This is a genomic window from Cupriavidus ulmosensis (assembly GCF_977008105.1).
Window position 1 is genome coordinate 928,023 of record NZ_CDRMWP010000001.1, and the last position, 17,049, is coordinate 945,071.

Consider the following 17,049-nt stretch of genomic DNA (forward strand, 5'->3'; position numbering starts at 1 on the left):
GGGAGGCCGTCATGGCAGACACGGTGCTGGTCAAGCTCACGCAGGACGGCCGCAAGGTCGAGGTGATCGACGGCTGGGTCTGCCTGGCCGGCGCGCGCGAGGCCGACCGCCTGGTGCCGGTGCTCGAGCACCCGAACCGGCAGGGCATCGCCCGCGCGGTGCCGGGCGCCACGCACATGGCCGGCCGCGTGCCGCTGACGCACGCGGAAGCCGCCATCGCGCAGGGCGCGCTGGCGGCCGCGCAGCGCGCGTTCGACGCCAGCCCGTCCGGCATCGCGCAGCGCATCCGCCGCGCGATCTGGGCCAAGACCGCGGCCGAAGGGGTGGAGTAGGGCGGGGCAGGGTAAACAGCATTGGGAGCGTGCCGTGATCTATGTGGTCGAACTGCCGGCCGGCGGCGTGCCGCGGGCCTGGTTTGCCTACGACGACGAGGACTTCGCCCGCAAGGTGGCGGCGTCCGACCCGTTGTCGCGCCGGGAAATCCATGACCAGACCACGGCGCGCGCGCTGCTCGCGCTGCTGGGCCACCAGCCCGGCGAGCCGGCGCGCGCGCAATACCCGGCGATCAGCGCGCTCGGCGCCGAGCATGGCTGGGACACGCCGCTCTATCGCGCCGACCACCTGCTCGGGCGCGGCGTGTTCCGGCGCGAGCCGGTGAGCGAGCGCGCGGCGCTGGCGGCGGCGCTGGACGCGCGCGGCGGCGCCTGCATCTACTGGAACGAGCGCGACGCGGTCGGCGCCTTCGAGGGCGCCGACCCGCGCCTGGCCGGCGCGCCGAACTGGCGCGCGCGGCGCGCGCTGCACGCGCAACTGGTGGCGCTCGACGTGCTGGCCGACGACAACTGAGCGCGCGCCGTGGCCACCATCACCGCGCAGGACCTGATCCGGCTGGCGCTGCTGGCGGCGCAGAGCGAGGCCGCCACGCTCGGCGTGGCGGAGCAGGCGCTGATGGTGAGCGCGGTGCAGATGGACGCCATCGAGCGGCTCACGCCCGCGCAGCGCGGTCAGGTGCTCGCGCGCGCGCTGATGGCGCCGTATCCGCTGGGCTTCTTCGCGGCCATGCGCGGCTGCGCCGGGCTCAAGCGCCTGCTGCCCGAGCTCGACGCGCTGTTCGGCGTGCCGCACGGCGCCGACGGGCCGGAGCCGCTCGACGTCGGCGAGCACCAGTTGCGCGCGCTGGCCCAGGCCGCGCGCCGCAACGCGCCGCTGGCGGTGCGCCTGGCGGCGCTGCTGCACAAGATCGGCATGGGCCGCACGCCGCCGGCGGTGTGGCCGAGCCATCCCGGGCACGGCGCGCGCGGCATGATCCTGCTGGCCGCGCTGGCGCGGCGCATCGCGCTGCCCGCCGACGCGCTCGACCTGACGCTGCTGGCGGTGGCCGAGTGCGACCGCGTGCATCGCGCGTGCGACCTGCGCGCCGGCGCCATCGCCGCGCTGCTCGAGCGCGTGGAGGCCGAGGCGCGGCCCGAGCGCTTCGAGCAGCTGCTGGCCGTGTGCTGCTGCGACTACGCCGCCTACCCGGGCCACGCCGAAGCCGTCTACCAGCGCGCGCCGAGCCTGCGCCGCGCGCTGGCCGCCTATCTCGCCGTGCGCGAGCCCGCACAGCCGGACGCGCTGCTGGAAGCGCGCGCGCGGGCCATCGCGCAGGCGGGGATCGGTGCCGGGGTCGGCACGGGCACTGGCGCCGAAAACGCGGACCGGCGCTGAGCGCGCGCCGCCGGCGCTGTGTCGCGAATGCTTTGTCGCAATCCATTCAAACGCGCCAAGACACCGGTGCCGGCGCGTGTCTCCCTGACTGTCATGTGGCCGCCGCGTCGGTTTTGTGGCGCTTTGCGCGTGGTACGGAAATTGCCAGTGCAAGGGTACGTACCGGCAAGGAGCCCGTCATGTCAGTTTCGCTGAAAGCCAAGATCGCCGAAGTGTTCGACGAGCCCGGTTGCGACAAGAACCAGGGCAAGAGCGAGAAGGAGCGCAAGAAGGGCTGCACCAAGCAGCTCTCGCCCGGCGCGGCCGCGGGCGGCTGCGCGTTCGACGGCGCCAAGATCGCGCTGCAGCCGGTGGTGGACGTGGCCCACCTCGTGCACGGGCCGATCGCCTGCGAGGGCAACGCCTGGGACAACCGCCACGCGGCGTCGTCCGGCTCGCAGCTCTACCGCACCGGCTTCACCACCGACATCAACGAGCTCGACGTGATCTACGGCGGCGAGAAGCGCCTGTTCCGCAGCGTGCGCGAGATCATCGAGAAATACGACCCGCCGGCGGTGTTCGTCTACCAGACCTGCGTCACCGCGCTGATCGGCGACGACATCGAGGCGGTGTGCAAGCGCGCCAGCGAGAAGTTCGGCAAGCCGGTGATCCCGGTCAACGCGCCGGGCTTCGCCGGGCCCAAGAACCTCGGCAACAAGCTTGGCGGCGAGGCCATCCTGGACTACGTGATCGGCACGCGCGAGCCCGACTACACCACGCCCTACGACATCAACATCATCGGCGAGTACAACCTGTCCGGCGAGCTGTGGCAGACCAAGCCGCTGCTCGACGCGCTGGGCATCCGCATCCTGTCGTGCATCTCGGGCGACGGCCGCTACAACGAGATCGCCGGCGCGCACCGCGCCAGGGTCAACATGATGGTGTGCTCGAAGTCGATGATCAACATCGCCACCAAGATGCAGCAGCGCTACGGCATCCCTTACTTCGAGGGCTCGTTCTACGGCATCGGCGACATGAGCGACACGCTGCGGCAGATCGCCGCGCTGCTGGTGCGCCAGGGCGCGCCCGACGACCTGCTGGCGCGCGCCGAGCGGCTGATCGCGTCGGAGGAAGCGCGCGCCTGGCAGCGCATCGCGCGGTACCGGGAGCGCCTGGCCGGCAAGCGCGTGCTGCTCATCACCGGCGGCGTGAAGTCGTGGTCGGTGGTGGCGGCGCTGCAGGAGGCGGGGCTGGAGATCGTCGGCACCAGCATCAAGAAGAGCACCGCCGAGGACAAGCAGAAGATCAAGGAGATCATGGGCGACGACGCGCACATGATCGACGACATGACGCCGCGCGAGATGTACAACATGCTCCGCGAGGCGCGCGCCGACATCATGCTCTCGGGCGGGCGCTCGCAGTTCGTCGCGCTCAAGGCGCGCATGCCGTGGCTGGACATCAACCAGGAGCGCCACCATCCCTACGCCGGCTACGAGGGCATCGTCGAGCTGGTGCACGAGATCGACCGCGCGATCCACAACCCGGTGTGGCAGCAGGTGCGCATCCCGGCGCCGTGGGGCGACGACGGCGAGACCCTGGGCGCGCTGCCCGGCGCTCAACCGGTCCCGCAACCTGTCCCGCAACCTGCCCCGCAATTTGCCCCGCAACCCGCCGCCGTGCCGGCCTGAAGGCCGCGCCGCCATCGCCAGGAGCCAGCATGGCCCAAGTCGTCGAATCCCGCAAAGCCTGCGCGGTCAATCCGCTCAAGATGAGCCAGCCGCTCGGGGCGAGCTTCGCCTTCCTCGGGCTCGATGCCTGCATGCCGGTGATGCACGGCTCGCAGGGCTGCACCTCGTTCGGGCTGGTGCTGCTGGTGCGCCATTTCAAGGAGGCGATCCCGCTGCAGACCACGGCGATGAACGAAGTCACCACCATCCTGGGCGGCTACGAGAACATCGAGGCGGCGCTGCTCAACATCCGCAAGCGCGCCGCGCCGCGCATCATCGCCATCTGCTCCACGGGCCTGACCGAGACCAAGGGCGACGACGTGGAGGGCTACCTGGTCACGGCGCGCCAGCGCAAGCCGGAGCTGGCCGACACCGAGATCGTCTACGTCTCCACGCCCGACTACGTGGGCGCGTTCGAGGACGGCTACAAGCACGCCGTCACCGCGGTGGTGCGCGCGCTGGTCAGGCCGCTGCCGGTCGCGGCCGGGCAGGTCACGCTGCTGCCGGGCAGCCATTTGTCGCCGGGCGACATCGACGAGCTGCGCGAGATCGTCGAGGCATTCGGCCTGGAGGCCATCGTGCTGCCCGACATCTCCGGCTCGCTGGACGGGCACATCGCGCCCGACTGGCGCGGCACCACGCTGGGCGGCACCACGCTCGCGCAGATCCGCGCGGCTGGCGCCTCGGCCTTCACCATCGGCGTGGGCGAGCAGACCCGCGAGGCGGCCGAGGCGCTGCAATCGATCGCGGGCACCGGGTTCGAGATCTTCCCGCGGCTGACCGGGCTGGAGGCCAACGACCGCCTGCTGGAGCGGCTCGCGCAACTTTCCGGGCGGCCGGTGCCGGCCAGGTACCGGCGCCAGCGCAGCCAGTTGCTCGACGCCATGCTCGACGGCCATTTCTACACCGGCGGCATCAAGGTCGCCATCGGCGCCGAGCCCGACCTGCTGCTGGCGCTCGGCGGCCTGCTGCACGAGATGGGCGCCGAGCTGTGCTGCTGCGTCAGCACCACGCAGTCGGCCGCGCACGCGCTGCTGCCGGCGCAGCAGGTGGTGCTCGGCGACCTGGAGGACATGGAGCGCGCCGCCGCCGGCTGCGACCTGCTCATCACGCATTCGCACGGCCGGCAGATGGCCGCGCGCCTGGGCAAGCCGCTGCTGCGCGCGGGCTTTCCGCTGTTCGACCGCGTCGGCAACGCGCATCGCCGCCAGGTCGGCTACCGCGGCACCATGAACCTGATCTTCGAGGTCGCCAACCTGATGATCGAGCAGATCGCGCACCATCACCCGGGCGACTGGCCGCTGCCGCAGGCGGCGCTCGACCTCGCCGCGCGCGACCCGGCGCGCGCGGTGGACATTCCGGTCGTCGCCGCCGGCGCGTGAGTGGATACCCGAGTGGATACCTGAACGGCTACCCGATCCACACCAAGGAGCACTGAGCATGAAGATAGCGTTCGCCACCCAGGACAAGCAGTACGTCGATGCGCACTTCGGCTGGGCCAAGAGCATCGTCACCTACGACGTCACGCCGCACGGCTACCGCTTCGTCGAGTCGTTCGACTTCGGCGGCAAGCTGGAGGAAGACGGCGACGAGGACAAGCTCGCGCCCAAGCTGGACGCCATCAAGGACTGCGCCATCCTCTACGTGGCCGCCATCGGCGGCTCCGGCGCGGCGCGCGTGGTGGCGCTGAAGATCCACCCGATCAAGGTGCCGCAGCCCGAGGGCATCGAGGACATCCTCGGCCGGCTGCAGCAGGTGCTCAAGGGCACGCCGCCGCCGTGGCTGCGCAAGGCGCTGGCCAAGGACGGCGAGCGTGCCCACGATTTCGAAGACGACGAGGTATCTCATGGCTGACGCCAGCATCGAAGCGCCCACCGCCAATTCCACCGCCGCCACCGCCGCTACCGACGACGCGGCGCTGCTCGCCACGCCGTTCGTGCAGCAGCTGGTCAAGCAGCTGCGCGCGCAGGACACCCACGGCGCGTGGGACGGCAAGAGCGACATGCAGTTGCTCAAGCCCTACATCCTGACCCCCGAGGAGCGCCGCGCGATCCCGCTGATGGGCGACCCCGACCCCGAGACGCTGTGGCGGCTGGAAATCTTCTACAGCGCCATCGCCGTGGCCATCGAGCGCCAGACCGGCCAGATGGTCTCGCCGATGATGAAGATGAGCCACGAGGGCTTCGGCCGCCTGGTGCTGCTGGCCGGCCGGCTGGTGGTGGTCAACAAGCAGTTGCGCGACGTGCACCGCTTCGGTTTTCCGTCGCTGGAGAAGCTGGCCGACGCCGGCGGCAGGTTCCTCGACGAGGCGATCGGCATGATCGAGGCCTATCCGGCCGTGGCCCGCTACGGCGCCTGAAGGCGGAACGAAAGGAACGAGAGGAACGAGACCACCATGAGCACCGAAGCCGACGAACTCAAGGCGCGCCTGAAGAAACTCAACGCGCAGGCCACGCAGGCCAAGATGGACCTGCACGACCTGTCCGAGGAGCTGCCCACCAACTGGGAGCAGATCCTCGCCGTGGCGCAGCGCTGCCACGACGCCCACGCCGCGCTGATGGCGGCGCGCAAGGCCGCGGTGGCCTGAGCCACGCGCCCGCCCACGGAGAACGGAGAACCGCCATGAGCGACATGTTCAGCGTCACCCTGCCCAGCGGCGCCATCTGGACGCCGACCTTCGTCGCCGCGCTCGACGAGGAGAAATGCATCGGCTGCGGCCGCTGCTTCCGGGTCTGTCCGCGCGGCGTGCTCGAGCTGGTCGGCCTGGACGAGGACGGCGAGCACATCGCGCTGGCCGGCGACGACGACGAGGACGACGAGTACGAGAAGAAGGTCATGACCATCGCGCACAAGGAGCTGTGCATCGGCTGCACGGCGTGCGCGAAGATCTGCCCGAAGAAGTGCTACACGCACGCCGCCGCCGCGTTGTGAGCGAGGAGCCGGTCATGGACTATCGGGCGGTGTTGATGGCATGCGCGGCGGACCGGGACGATCCCACCGCGCTGGCGCTGGCCGGCGTGCTGTCGGCCGGCTTCGCGCGCGGCGGCACCGGCCTGCTGCCGCTGCCGGGGCTCGACGCCGGCCAGACGCGCCGGCTGCTGGCGCGCTGGTTTCCGGGCGCGGACCTGGCGCTGGGGCTGGCCTGGGACGCGCTGGCCGGCGCCAGCCGCGCCGGGGCGCGCCTGGACGAGTTCGACGACCTGGTGGCGCTGCTCAACGCGCACGCCGATCCCGCCGCCGGGCCCGCCGAGGAAGCCAACCAGGTGGCCCATGCGCTGGCCTGCGCCAGCCTCGGCGACAACCACCTGTGGCAGGACCTGCTGCTGCCGTCGCGGCGCGAGCTGTCCGCGCTGATCGGCCGCTGGTTCCCGCGGCTCGCGGCGAAGAACACGCACGACATGAAGTGGAAGAAGTTCTTCTACAAGCAGTTGTGCGAGCAGGAGGAGATCTTCCTGTGCAAGGCGCCGAGCTGCGGCGTGTGTTCCGATTACGCCATGTGCTTCGGAGCCGAGTAGCGGACGCGGCTCCCCCGACCTGTCACGCCGCGATGGCGACGCTTGCGCGTGCGCAGGCCGTCGTTTTTCTGGTCACGGCATGGAAATTGCGTTGGCACGTCTACCGTTATATACGGCAATATATAACCAGCCATAACCGACACAAGAGCCAGCACCATAGCCGACAAACCGGACCACAATCCCGACACGCTCATGGATCCGCACCACCGCGCCGCGCCCGCATCGCCTTCCCCGACATCGCCGACATTGCCGTCATCGACATCATCGCCGTCTGGCGCCCGCTGGGTGCCGTGCACGCGGGCCTGCTACCTGACGCTGCACTGGCCGGTCTCCGAGGCGCAGCCGGGCCGGCGCGAGGCGCCGGCGGGCTGCCTGCCGGTCCTGCCGCAGCCGCCGCACCGCCTGCTGGCGATCTGCGAGGAAAGCGGCCTGCGCGAGCTGGTGATGCATCACATGCGGCGGCTGCGGCTCACGCCGCTGTTCGCGCGCGCCGGCAACTGCTTCGAGTGCGTGGCCTCGCGCGTGGCCGACTTCGTGGTCGAGTCGTGCGGCGGGCCGCTGTACTACAGCCAGCACCACGCGCACCTGCAGGCCGGCGCCGGCCTGCCGCTGCTGCTCGACGAGGAAGGGCGCGAGCTGTGGCTGGTGCAGCTCTGGCACGCCTTCGACGATGCCGGTTTCCCGCCCGCGCTGCGCGCCGATTTCTGGGGCTGGGCCGAGCCGCTGTCGGTGCACCTGCTGGCGCCGCAGGCGCGCCACGCCGGCCTCACGCGCTATCCCTACGACACCGTGCGCAGCTGGTTCCCGGCGCCGCCGCCCGACGCGCGCGGCGAGGCCCGTCCCGGGCGCGGCTGACGGCCGCCGCGAAGCACCGCAGCGGGGAATGCCGCGCCATGCGCGCGCGCGCGGGCGGCGGGGAACCCCGCGGGCGGTAGCGGCTCCAAGGTGGCGGAGCCGCCACCGGCCGCGCTGCAGCCGCGGCGGCTTTCCGCTACGATGCCGTTGCCGCGGCGGCGCGGCCCGATCCGGTGGCCGCACCGCCCGTCCGCTGCCCGCCCGTTTTTCCCCCTTTCTTCGCCAGGATTTCCTGTCATGCGTCTGTCACGCCAATTCCTGCTTCCCCTGCTGGGCACGGCGGCCATCGCCGCCGCCGCGCCCGCGCTCGCCGCCGACGAAGGCCCGGCCTACGGCCCCGAGCTGCAGGGCTTCGACTACCCCGCGCCGGTCCGGCAATACGACTTCACCTCGCAGGGCGAGGCCATGCACATGGCCTACATGGACATCCGGCCGGCGCATCCCAACGGGCGCACCGCGGTGCTGCTGCACGGCAAGAACTTCTGCGCGGCGACCTGGGAGGGCAGCATCAAGGCGCTCGGCGCCGCGGGCTACCGCGTGGTGGCGCCGGACCAGATCGGCTTCTGCAAGTCCAGCAAGCCGGCGCGCTACCAGTACACGTTCCAGCAGCTGGCGCGCAACACGCACGCGCTGCTGGAATCGATCGGCGTCAAGGAGGCGGTGGTGATCGGACACTCCACCGGCGGCATGCTGGCGATACGCTACGCGCTGATGTATCCGCAGCAGACCGCGCAGCTCGCGCTGGTCAACCCGATCGGGCTGGAAGACTGGAAGGCCAAGGGCGTGCCCTCGCTGTCGGTCGACCAGTGGTACGCGCGCGAGCTGGCCACCAGCGCCGACAAGATCCGCAGCTACGAGCAGGCCACCTATTACTCGGGCACGTGGCGCCAGGACTACGAGCCGTGGGTGCAGATGCTGGCCGGCCTGAACCGCGGCCCGGGCAAGCAGCAGGTGGCGTGGAATTCGGCGCTGATCTACGACATGATCTTCACCCAGCCGGTGGTCTACGAGCTGGGCGCGCTGCAGACGCCGACGCTGCTGCTGATCGGCGACAAGGACACCACCGCCATCGCCAAGGACGCCGCGCCGCCCGACGTGCGCGCCAGGGTCGGCAACTACCCCGAGCTGGCCCGGCAGACGCTCGCGGCGCTGCCCAACGCGAAGCTGGTGGAATTCCCCGAGATGGGCCACGCGCCGCAGATGCAGGACCCGCAGGCCTTCCACAAGGCGCTGCTCGACGGGCTCGCCGCGCTGCCGGCGCTGCCGGCGAACCGCTAAGGCTGGCCGCCGCCGGCGCGCGCCGGCGGCATAGCGCGTCGGCCACCGCGCGCGGGCCGCGGCGCCGGCGCGGTGGCGCCGGTTGGTGCGTTTTACTCATCAAACCGAAAGGAATCGTCGCTTTCTCTTCCCCGGTGGCGCATTCAGAATCCTTGCCATACCCCAACCTGGTTGCGGGCATGTCAAGGAGAGGCTGGATGCAGTGGAAAGTGGAGGTGGTATCGACGGATGTGCTGGTCCTGGGAGGCGGCATGGCCGGCTTTCGCGCCGCCCTTGCGGCCCAGGCCCAGGGAGCGGACGTCACGTTGGCCTACCGTGCCCGGGGCGCGTCCCCCTACGTCATCGGCTTCAATGCGCCGATCGGCAGCGTGGACCCGATGGACAGCCCCGACGTGTTCTATGAGGACATGCTCAAGGGCGGCTACTTCCTCAACGACCGGCGGCTGGTGCGCCTGCTGGCGGAGAAATCGGTCGATGCGTTCCACGAGCTCGTCGCCTGGGGCGTGCCCTTCGCCCACGCCGCCGATTCCGCCGACGGCAGCGGCCAGGTATTGCAGCGTCACCTGAGCGGGAACCGCTATCCCAGGTCGGTGTTCGTGCCCGAGAGCACGGGCGGCGCCATCCTGCAGGTGATGGCGAACCGGGCGCGCTCCCTCGGCATCCACCAGATCGCGGGGCAAAAGGCGGTCGAGCTGCTGCGCGATGGCGCCGACGTGGTGGGCGCCGTCCTGTGGAAGCCCCATTCGGACCAGATCACCGTGGTGCATGCGCGCGCCGTCGTCATCGCGATGGGCGGGATCGGCCGCCTCTACGCCGACAGCACCTATCCGGTCGACGTGGGCGCGGACGGCCTCGGCATGGCGCTCGATGCCGGCGCGCGCCTGATCGACATGGAGTTCGTCCAGTTCGAGCCGGTCGTGACGGTCTGGCCGCAGGAATGCCGGGGCATGGAAATGCCGACCTCGATGCTTGGCGACGGCGCGCACCTGCTGAACAACCGCGGGGAGCGCTTCATGCTCGGCTACAACCCGCCGCTGGGCGAACGCGGCATCGAGAAGGCGCGCCTGGCTTTGTTCATCCAGCGCGAGATCGACGAGGGGCGCGGGTTTCCCGAGGGCGGCGTGGCGTTCGACGCCACCGTGCTCAGCGAGCAGCAGCGCGAAAGCTACGTATCGCATTGCCGCAGGCTGCGCGCCGCGGGAGTCGATCCGGCCACCACCCCGCCGATCGTCGCGCCCGCGGCCCACAGCATGATGGGCGGCGTGGCGGTCGACGGCGATTGCTGGTCCGGCGTGCCGGGCCTGTACGTCGGCGGCGAAGCCGCGGGCGGCGTGCACGGCGCCAGCCGCATCGCCGGCAATGGCTGCAGCGACACGCTCGTCTTCGGCGCCATCGCCGGCGGCGGTGCGGCGCGCGGCATGCTGCCCGCGACGGCGCGCGACTGGCCCGCCATCGAAGCCAGCGCCATCGCCCGTCTGGCGCACGCCGACGGCGGCGCTTGCGCCGAGGATGTGCGCCAGGCCAAGGAAGACATGCGCAAGGTTCTCTCGGAGGCGGCCGGCATCTGGCGCAACGGGCCTGGCCTCACGGCGGGCCTGGCCGCGTTTGGCGCGCTGCGCGAGAACATCTTCCGGATGCGCGCGGGCAGCCGCGAGGCCGCGGTGGAGCTGCGCGAGGCGCGGCGCATGGCGGCAGTCGGCACCACCGTCCTGCAGGCGGCGCTGGGCCGGACGGAAAGCCGCGGAGCGCACCAGCGCACCGACTTTCCCGCCACCGACAACACCCGCTGGCTGCAGCACATCGCCTTCACCCGCGGCGGCAACGACGAACTGGTCCAGAGCCTCGAACCCATCCACTAGCCGGCGCGGGCTTGCCAGCAGGGCTTTTGCATTCCATAAATAGAACGGAGACAACATGAGATTCGGAACCACACACTCGCGGCACGCGGGAGCCTCGCTCCTGTGCGCGCTATCGCTCGCCATCGGGGTGCCGGCGGCGCAGGCGGCCGATGCCTTTCCGAGCCGGCCGGTGCGGCTGGTCGTGCCGTATCCGCCCGGCGGCGGCAACGACGTGCTGGCCCGCATCGTCGCGCCCAAGCTGGCGGAGGAACTGAAGCAGCAGGTCTACATCGACAACCGCGGCGGCGCCGGCGGCACGATCGGCACCACCTACGCCGCGCAGGCGACGCCGGACGGCTACACGATCCTGATCATCAATACCCTGCCGCACACCTCGGCCGCCGGGCTGTATCCCTCGCTGCCTTATGATCCCATCAAGAGCTTCGTGTCGATCGGCGAAATCGCCACGGTCTCCTACATGCTGGCGGTGAATCCGAAGCTGCCGGTGCATACCGTCAAGGAGTTCGTCGACCTGGCGAACGCCAAGCCGGGAGCCATCAACTATGGCTCGGCCGGCAACGGCAGCGCCACGCATCTGGCGGCGGAACTCTTCAAGTCGGTGACGAAGGCGTCGATCACGCATGTCCCGTACAAGGGCGGCGGCCAGTCGCTGACCGACCTGATGGCCGGCCAGGTGCAGGCCACCTTCGAGAACGTGGCGGCGCTGGTGCCGTTCGTCACGCCCGGCACGCTGCGGGGCGTGGCGATCACCGGTCCGAAGCGGACGGCGCTGTTTCCCGCGCTGCCGACGGTGGCGGAGTCGGGCTATCCGGGCTTCGACGTGTCGGGCAAGTTCGGCCTGGTCGCGCCCGCGGGGACCCCGGCGAGCGTGATCGCGGTCCTGAACAAGGCGCTCAACCGGGCGCTGGCCGATCCCGAGCTGATCAAGAAGCTCGCCGCGCAGGGTGCCGAAGCGGCGCCGAGCACCGCGCCGGCGTATGACGAACTGATAAAGAAGGAGTCCGCCCTGTGGCTCAAGGTGGTGCGCGACACGCACATCAAGAGCGACTGACCATGCCGCGCCGGGTCCGCCCCGGCGGCGCGGCACAAAACCAGAAAAGGAGACAAGGCTCGTGAGCATTCTGATCGAAGAGATGCGCGGCGCATCGCTGGTACTCACGCTGAACCGGCCGGAGGCGCTCAACGCGCTGTCGTCGGAACTGGTGCAGGCGCTGCGCGACGCGGTGGGCCGCGCCGCGTCCATGCCCGAGGCGCGCACGGTCATCCTGACCGGCGCCGGGCGCGCCTTTTCCGCCGGCACCGATCTCAAGCAGCGCCAGACGCTGTCCCGTGAGCAGAAGGCGGCCCAGAGCCAGCTTCTGCTCACGCTTTCCGAAGAACTCTGGGACTTGCCCATGCCGGTGATTGCCGCCGTCGGCGGCTGGTGCCTGGGCGGCGGCGCCGAGCTGGCGCTGGCGTGCGACCTGCGCGTGGCGGCGGACAATGCCACGTTCGGCTTTCCCGAGATGACGCTGGGCGCCTATCCCGGCAGCGGCGGGCCGGTGACGCTCAGCCGCATCGTCGGCGTGACCCGCGCCAAGGACCTGCTGTTTACCGCGCGCCGGTTCGGCGCCGAGGACGCGCACCGGTTCGGCATGGTCGATCGCGTCGTGCCGGCGGAACACCTGCTCGACGAGGCGCTGAACTGGGCGCGGGAGATGGAGGCGACCGCGCCCCTGGCGCTGGCGGCGCTCAAGCGTTCGCTGAACGAAGGGGCCAGCCTGTCGCTGCGCGAAGCGGGGGCGCTGGACCAGCGCCTGCGCCGCCCGCTGGATGCCACGCAGGACAACGAAGAAGGCATGCGCGCGCACTTCGAGAAACGGCGCCCGGTGTTTCGAGGCAGATAATGTCCCTTCCCGATTCTTCTTCGCCGGGCGCCGGCAAGGCGCTGCGGGGCCTGCGGGTGCTCGAGTTCTCCGCCGGTTCGGTCGCCGGCCAGTATGGCGGGCAGTGCCTGGGCGACCTGGGCGCCGACGTGGTCCGCGTGGACGGCGTGGACGGCGCGTGGACGGCGGGCGCGGCCTGCCACGCGGCCTTCAACCGCAACAAGCGATCGCTGTCGGCGGACCCGCACACCGGCGAGGGGCGCGAACTGCTGCGCCGTCTGTGCAGCCGCGCCGACGTGCTGATCGACGCGCTGCCCGCGGCCACGCTCGACGGGCTGGGTCTTGGCTGGCCCGAGCTGTCGCGGGCCGCGCCGCGGCTGGTGTATGCGCGCGTGGTGCCGGCGGTGATGCCCGCTGGCCCCGCGCCGCAGGACGCCGCCGATCTGCTGGCCGAAGCCGCCGGGGGCTACATGGGCATCACCGGCGGGCGGGACGGCGCGCCCAGCCGCCTTGGCACCTCGGCCCTGGAGGCCCTGACCGGCGTCAACTGCCAGTCGGCCATCCTTGCCGCGCTGTTCCAGCGCGCGGCGACGGGGCTGGGCCAGCATGTCTCGACGAGCGTGCTCGAATCGGAAATCGCCTTTCTGGCCAACGCCGCCGTGGAATGCCTGCTGGGCGGGCCGCAGCCCGCGCGCTGGGGGTCGGAGCACGCGCAGCAGGTCCCCTACAAGGCCTTTCGCACGGCTGACGGGTGGATCGTCGTGGCGGCCGGCTTCCAGAACCTGTACGCGGCGTTCGTGCAGGAGCTCGGCCGTCCGGACCTCGCTGCCGATGCCCGCTTCGCCACCATGTCCGGGCGGGTGCAGAACCGCGCCGCGCTATATGCCGCCCTGGATGCGGAAACGGCGCGCCACGGCACCGGCGACCTCCTGCGCCGGCTGGAGCGCTCGGGCGTGCCGTGCGCGCCGGTCAACGACCTGGCGCAGGTCTTTGCACACCGGCAGGTGCGCCATCGCGGCATGCGCGTCGACCTGCCGGGCGGGCGGCCCGGCGCGCGCGCCGTGCTCGGCCCTCCCGCCAGGTATTCCGCCTTTGCCGTCGCCGAGGACTGGATGGCGCCGCCCGTGGCCGGCGAGCACACCGAGAGCGTATTGCAGGACTGGCTCGCGCCCGCGGACCAGGTTGCACCCCTAGTTCCCTAAACCCTGAACCATGCCAACCCCGGAGACCTTCTTCATGGAACTCGAATACTTTCAATCGCCGTCGGGCAAGATCGAAGACGTCGTCGTCGGAACCACCGTCGTCTTCACCAAGACCGTGTCCGAGTCCGACGTCTATCTGTACGCGGGCATCACCGGCGACTTCTCGCCCAACCACGTGGACGAGGAATACATGCGCAAGGGCGGGTATGGCACGCGCATCGCCCACGGCACCCTGCTCATGGGCTTCATGTCGACGGCGTCGGCCAGGCTGCGCATAGGGCGCACCGTGTCGCTCGGCTACGACAAGGTGCGCTTCCTGGACGGCGTCAGGTTCGGCGACACCGTCACCACGCGCTATGTCGTGGACAGCGTGGACCCGGCCAGCCGCCGCATCACCGCCAAGGTGGAATGCCTGAACCAGCATGGCAAGGTCGTGGCCGTGGCGACCCACATCAAGGCCTTCGTCGATTGAGTCGCCCGATGCATGACAAGCCCAAGCCCTATGCCGGGCTGAAGGTGCTCGACTTCACCCGCGTGCTCGCCGGACCCTACTGCACCATGCTGCTGGGCGACCTGGGTGCGGACGTGGTCAAGGTCGAGCTGCCCGGCACCGGCGATCCGCTGCGTCTCCAGGGCCCGCCTTTCCACGCGGGCAATGGCCTGACGTTCCTGGCGTGCAACCGCAACAAGCGCTCGCTCACGCTGGACCTGAAGTCGGCCGAAGGCGTCGCCCTGGCGCGCCGTCTCGCCGGCCAGGCGGACGTGCTGGTCGAGAATTTCCGGCCTGGCGTGATGGCGCGCCTGGGGCTCGACTACGAGAGCCTGTCGGGCGCCGCGCCGCGGCTGATCCACGCCTCCATTTCGGGATACGGCTCGGAGGGGCCGGACAGCCGCAGCGGCGCCTTCGACCTGACCATCCAGGCGCTGGGCGGCTACATGAGCCTGACCGGCGACGAGGATGCCGGCCCGATCAAGCTCGGCACCTCGGCGATCGACCTCGCCGCCGGCATGCACTGCCAGGCCGCGATCGCGGCGGCGCTGCTGCAGCGGCTGGCGACCGGCATGGGCCAGCGCGTGGAGACCAGCCTGCTGGAAAGCCAGGTGGCGCTCCTGCTCGACACCGCCGTGGATCATTTCCATACCGGGCAGGTGCCCGGGCGCCGGGGCGCGGCCAGCACGCGCGCCGCGCCGCGCAAGGCGTTTCGCACGCGCGACGACCGGTGGCTGGTGATCGACGCCGCGCGCGAGGATCACTTCATGGCGCTCGTGTCGGCCATCGGCCGGCCCAGCCTGCAACGCGACCCGCGCTTCTCGTCGGCCGCGGCGCGCGTCGCCCGCCAGGCGGAGCTCTATGCCTTGCTCGATGCGCGCATCGCGGAGTTCGACTTCGCGGCGCTGGCCATCGGGCTGCGCGAGGCCGGCGTGCCGCACGCGCTGGTGCACAGCATCGAGGAGGCGCTGGCGCACTGCCGCGACACCCACCGGGACATGGTGGCCGGCTCGGCGGGCCCCGCGGGCGGCGTGACGCCGCAGATCGCATCGGCAGTCACCTATTCGGCCTTCGACGTCGGCGCCGGCTGGACCGCGCCGCCGGCGGTCGGGCAGCACAGCGCCGACGTGCTGGCCGAATGGCTGGCCCTGTCCGCGGACGACATCGCGGGCCTGCGCCGGCGCGGCGTCATATGAGCCGGCCGGCGGCGCTACCCGCGATGCTATGATCCGGAAGCCCGCCGGGGCCCGGCGCCCGACCCGGCGGATGCGAGCCTTCGCGCCGCCGCGGGCGGAGCCGGCGTCGTCGTCGTGAAGGCAGCCCCGCAGCGTGGGATGAAGACCGGGCGCGCGGTGCCGCGCCGGATGACATGGAGGAACTGAGGGCTTTACGCAAGGCTTGGTAAGCGCCCTATGGTCGAACGATGAGCTGGCAACTACCTTCACTGACCGCCTTGCGTACCTTCGAGGCGGCCGCGCGCCACCTGAGCTTCACCCGGGCCGCGCAGGAACTGAATCTCACGCAGAGCGCCGTCAGCCGGCAGATCCGGCAGACCGAGGAATACCTGGGCCTGATGCTGTTCCAGCGGGTCAAGAAGCGCCTGGTCCTGACCGAAGCGGGGCAGAGCTACGTGGAGGACATCCGCGCCTCGCTCGAGCAGATGCAGACCGCCACGGTCAACCTGCTGGCGCACAAGGGCAAGGGCGGCATCATCCGGCTGGCGACGCCGCCCGCGTTCTGCACCCGGTGGCTGATCCCGCGGCTGGCGGAATTCTCCACGCGGTTCCCCAACATATTCGTCGACCTCTCCACGCGCGCCAAGCCCTTCGATTTCCAGTCCGAGCCCTTCGATGCCGCGATCTACTACGGCGCCAACGACTGGCCGGGCGCGGTGGTGACGGAGAAGCTGGTGGGCGAGGAACTGCTGGTGGTGTGTTCCCAGAGCTACTACCAGGCCAACCGGGAGAACCTGCTGTCCATCGACCACTTCGGGCGCCATGTGCTGCTGCAGCAGACCAGCCGCCAGACCTGCTGGCCCGAGTGGATGCAGAGCCGTGGCGTGCACGGCGTCAACGGCCTTGCCGGGCCGCGCTTCGAGCATCTCTACATGGTGCTGCAGGCGGCGGTGGCCGGGCTGGGCCTCGGGCTGCTGCCGCGCATCCTGATCGAGGACGAGGTGGCGACCGGCCGCCTGGTGGCGCCGTTCCCCGGCACGTTCACCAGCGAGGACGCTTATTGCCTGGTATTTCCGGAGGCAAAGAAGAACGAGTCGAGGCTCGAACTGTTCCGTTCCTGGATCCACGAAGAAGCGCGCCGGCAGACGGTCCGGGACGTCCGCGACGCCGGCGCCGGCGCCGCGCAGCAGGCCTGAATCCTTCCCCCGCGCCGGCCGCCGCGCCGTTTCGACGCCCGGCGCTGACACACGGCGCTTGACACACGGCGCTTGACGCACGGCACGCGCCCTGCCTGGCGCTCGCCCCTTCCGCACGCATGACCTGACAACTTTTTATCGCTTTCTACCCTCGCGGCACCGTGACACAGTGGTGTCGCCACCACGGTGGAAACCATAAAA

At 70.8% G+C, this 17,049-nt stretch carries 19 protein-coding genes; all 19 read left to right on the forward strand.

All coding sequences use genetic code 11. The annotated features are described in order from the left end of the window. The first annotated feature begins 11 nt into the window (after positions 1-11). The 19 genes from ACWTPI_RS04255 to gcvA all read left to right on the forward strand — a co-directional run bounded on the left by ACWTPI_RS04255 (position 12) and on the right by gcvA (position 16,848). Positions 12-332 (forward strand): hypothetical protein, encoded by a 321-nt coding sequence (locus tag ACWTPI_RS04255; protein ID WP_454731017.1) that lies wholly within the window; start codon positions 12-14, stop codon positions 330-332. Between the two features lie 34 nt (positions 333-366). Further along, positions 367-846, forward strand: a complete 480-nt coding sequence (locus ACWTPI_RS04260; protein ID WP_020202087.1) for a hypothetical protein — start codon at positions 367-369, stop codon at positions 844-846. 9 nt (positions 847-855) lie between these two features. Next, entirely contained in the window at positions 856-1,707 is an 852-nt protein-coding gene (locus ACWTPI_RS04265; RefSeq protein WP_020202086.1) for a hypothetical protein, read from the forward strand. A gap of 179 nt (positions 1,708-1,886) precedes the next feature. Further along, the gene (nifE, locus tag ACWTPI_RS04270; protein ID WP_454731018.1) at positions 1,887-3,374 is read left to right on the forward strand and encodes a nitrogenase iron-molybdenum cofactor biosynthesis protein NifE; all 1,488 of its coding nucleotides are present in this window, start codon (positions 1,887-1,889) and stop codon (positions 3,372-3,374) included. A 29-nt stretch (positions 3,375-3,403) separates the two neighbouring features. Next, on the forward strand, positions 3,404-4,795 hold the full coding sequence (gene nifN, locus ACWTPI_RS04275; RefSeq protein WP_020202084.1) for a nitrogenase iron-molybdenum cofactor biosynthesis protein NifN: 1,392 nt from the start codon (positions 3,404-3,406) through the stop codon (positions 4,793-4,795). A gap of 58 nt (positions 4,796-4,853) precedes the next feature. After that, positions 4,854-5,267 (forward strand): nitrogen fixation protein NifX, encoded by a 414-nt coding sequence (gene nifX, locus ACWTPI_RS04280; protein WP_020202083.1) that lies wholly within the window; start codon positions 4,854-4,856, stop codon positions 5,265-5,267. Beyond that, complete coding sequence (locus ACWTPI_RS04285; protein ID WP_454731019.1) at positions 5,260-5,772, forward strand: NifX-associated nitrogen fixation protein; 513 nt, start codon at positions 5,260-5,262, stop codon at positions 5,770-5,772. The genes nifX and ACWTPI_RS04285 overlap by 8 nt, the downstream gene beginning before the upstream one ends. Positions 5,773-5,808: 36 nt before the next feature. Then, on the forward strand, positions 5,809-6,000 hold the full coding sequence (locus tag ACWTPI_RS04290) for a CCE_0567 family metalloprotein (protein ID WP_454731020.1): 192 nt from the start codon (positions 5,809-5,811) through the stop codon (positions 5,998-6,000). A gap of 35 nt (positions 6,001-6,035) precedes the next feature. After that, positions 6,036-6,344 carry a ferredoxin III, nif-specific gene (gene fdxB, locus ACWTPI_RS04295; protein WP_059410666.1) on the forward strand — a complete coding sequence of 103 codons (309 nt, stop codon included), beginning with the start codon at positions 6,036-6,038 and terminating at the stop codon, positions 6,342-6,344. A gap of 14 nt (positions 6,345-6,358) precedes the next feature. Continuing rightward, a complete protein-coding gene (locus ACWTPI_RS04300; protein WP_020202079.1) occupies positions 6,359-6,928 on the forward strand; it encodes a nitrogen fixation protein NifQ in 570 nt (189 codons plus the stop codon). Positions 6,929-7,213: 285 nt separating this feature from the next. Then, positions 7,214-7,783, forward strand: a complete 570-nt coding sequence (locus ACWTPI_RS04305) for a globin family protein (protein WP_020202078.1) — start codon at positions 7,214-7,216, stop codon at positions 7,781-7,783. A gap of 237 nt (positions 7,784-8,020) precedes the next feature. Next, a complete protein-coding gene (locus ACWTPI_RS04310; RefSeq protein WP_454731021.1) occupies positions 8,021-9,061 on the forward strand; it encodes an alpha/beta fold hydrolase in 1,041 nt (346 codons plus the stop codon). A 197-nt stretch (positions 9,062-9,258) separates the two neighbouring features. Continuing rightward, the gene (locus ACWTPI_RS04315) at positions 9,259-10,920 is read left to right on the forward strand and encodes an FAD-binding protein (RefSeq protein WP_454731022.1); all 1,662 of its coding nucleotides are present in this window, start codon (positions 9,259-9,261) and stop codon (positions 10,918-10,920) included. Between the two features lie 55 nt (positions 10,921-10,975). Beyond that, positions 10,976-11,971 carry a Bug family tripartite tricarboxylate transporter substrate binding protein gene (locus tag ACWTPI_RS04320; RefSeq protein ID WP_020202075.1) on the forward strand — a complete coding sequence of 332 codons (996 nt, stop codon included), beginning with the start codon at positions 10,976-10,978 and terminating at the stop codon, positions 11,969-11,971. A gap of 61 nt (positions 11,972-12,032) precedes the next feature. Further along, the gene (locus ACWTPI_RS04325) at positions 12,033-12,806 is read left to right on the forward strand and encodes an enoyl-CoA hydratase/isomerase family protein (RefSeq protein WP_454731023.1); all 774 of its coding nucleotides are present in this window, start codon (positions 12,033-12,035) and stop codon (positions 12,804-12,806) included. Beyond that, the gene (locus ACWTPI_RS04330) at positions 12,806-13,987 is read left to right on the forward strand and encodes a CaiB/BaiF CoA transferase family protein (RefSeq protein ID WP_454731024.1); all 1,182 of its coding nucleotides are present in this window, start codon (positions 12,806-12,808) and stop codon (positions 13,985-13,987) included. Before ACWTPI_RS04325 ends, ACWTPI_RS04330 begins: the two co-directional genes overlap by 1 nt. A gap of 34 nt (positions 13,988-14,021) precedes the next feature. Further along, positions 14,022-14,459, forward strand: coding sequence for a MaoC family dehydratase (locus ACWTPI_RS04335; RefSeq protein ID WP_059410672.1), 438 nt, complete (start codon positions 14,022-14,024; stop codon positions 14,457-14,459). 8 nt (positions 14,460-14,467) lie between these two features. Then, positions 14,468-15,673, forward strand: coding sequence for a CaiB/BaiF CoA transferase family protein (locus ACWTPI_RS04340; RefSeq protein WP_454731025.1), 1,206 nt, complete (start codon positions 14,468-14,470; stop codon positions 15,671-15,673). Between the two features lie 227 nt (positions 15,674-15,900). Further along, positions 15,901-16,848, forward strand: coding sequence for a transcriptional regulator GcvA (gene gcvA, locus ACWTPI_RS04345; RefSeq protein ID WP_043365935.1), 948 nt, complete (start codon positions 15,901-15,903; stop codon positions 16,846-16,848). Positions 16,849-17,049: the final 201 nt, after the last annotated feature.

Coding starts and splice junctions, on each gene's coding strand:
- ACWTPI_RS04255 (WP_454731017.1), top strand. CDS start 12: ATGGCAGACACGGTGCTGGTCAAGCTCACGCAGGACGGCCGCAAGGTC.
- gcvA (WP_043365935.1), top strand. CDS start 15,901: ATGAGCTGGCAACTACCTTCACTGACCGCCTTGCGTACCTTCGAGGCG.
- fdxB (WP_059410666.1), top strand. CDS start 6,036: ATGAGCGACATGTTCAGCGTCACCCTGCCCAGCGGCGCCATCTGGACG.
- ACWTPI_RS04300 (WP_020202079.1), top strand. CDS start 6,359: ATGGACTATCGGGCGGTGTTGATGGCATGCGCGGCGGACCGGGACGAT.
- ACWTPI_RS04320 (WP_020202075.1), top strand. CDS start 10,976: ATGAGATTCGGAACCACACACTCGCGGCACGCGGGAGCCTCGCTCCTG.
- ACWTPI_RS04335 (WP_059410672.1), top strand. CDS start 14,022: ATGGAACTCGAATACTTTCAATCGCCGTCGGGCAAGATCGAAGACGTC.
- ACWTPI_RS04285 (WP_454731019.1), top strand. CDS start 5,260: ATGGCTGACGCCAGCATCGAAGCGCCCACCGCCAATTCCACCGCCGCC.
- ACWTPI_RS04315 (WP_454731022.1), top strand. CDS start 9,259: ATGCAGTGGAAAGTGGAGGTGGTATCGACGGATGTGCTGGTCCTGGGA.
- ACWTPI_RS04310 (WP_454731021.1), top strand. CDS start 8,021: ATGCGTCTGTCACGCCAATTCCTGCTTCCCCTGCTGGGCACGGCGGCC.
- ACWTPI_RS04340 (WP_454731025.1), top strand. CDS start 14,468: ATGCATGACAAGCCCAAGCCCTATGCCGGGCTGAAGGTGCTCGACTTC.
- nifE (WP_454731018.1), top strand. CDS start 1,887: ATGTCAGTTTCGCTGAAAGCCAAGATCGCCGAAGTGTTCGACGAGCCC.
- ACWTPI_RS04330 (WP_454731024.1), top strand. CDS start 12,806: ATGTCCCTTCCCGATTCTTCTTCGCCGGGCGCCGGCAAGGCGCTGCGG.
- nifN (WP_020202084.1), top strand. CDS start 3,404: ATGGCCCAAGTCGTCGAATCCCGCAAAGCCTGCGCGGTCAATCCGCTC.
- ACWTPI_RS04290 (WP_454731020.1), top strand. CDS start 5,809: ATGAGCACCGAAGCCGACGAACTCAAGGCGCGCCTGAAGAAACTCAAC.
- nifX (WP_020202083.1), top strand. CDS start 4,854: ATGAAGATAGCGTTCGCCACCCAGGACAAGCAGTACGTCGATGCGCAC.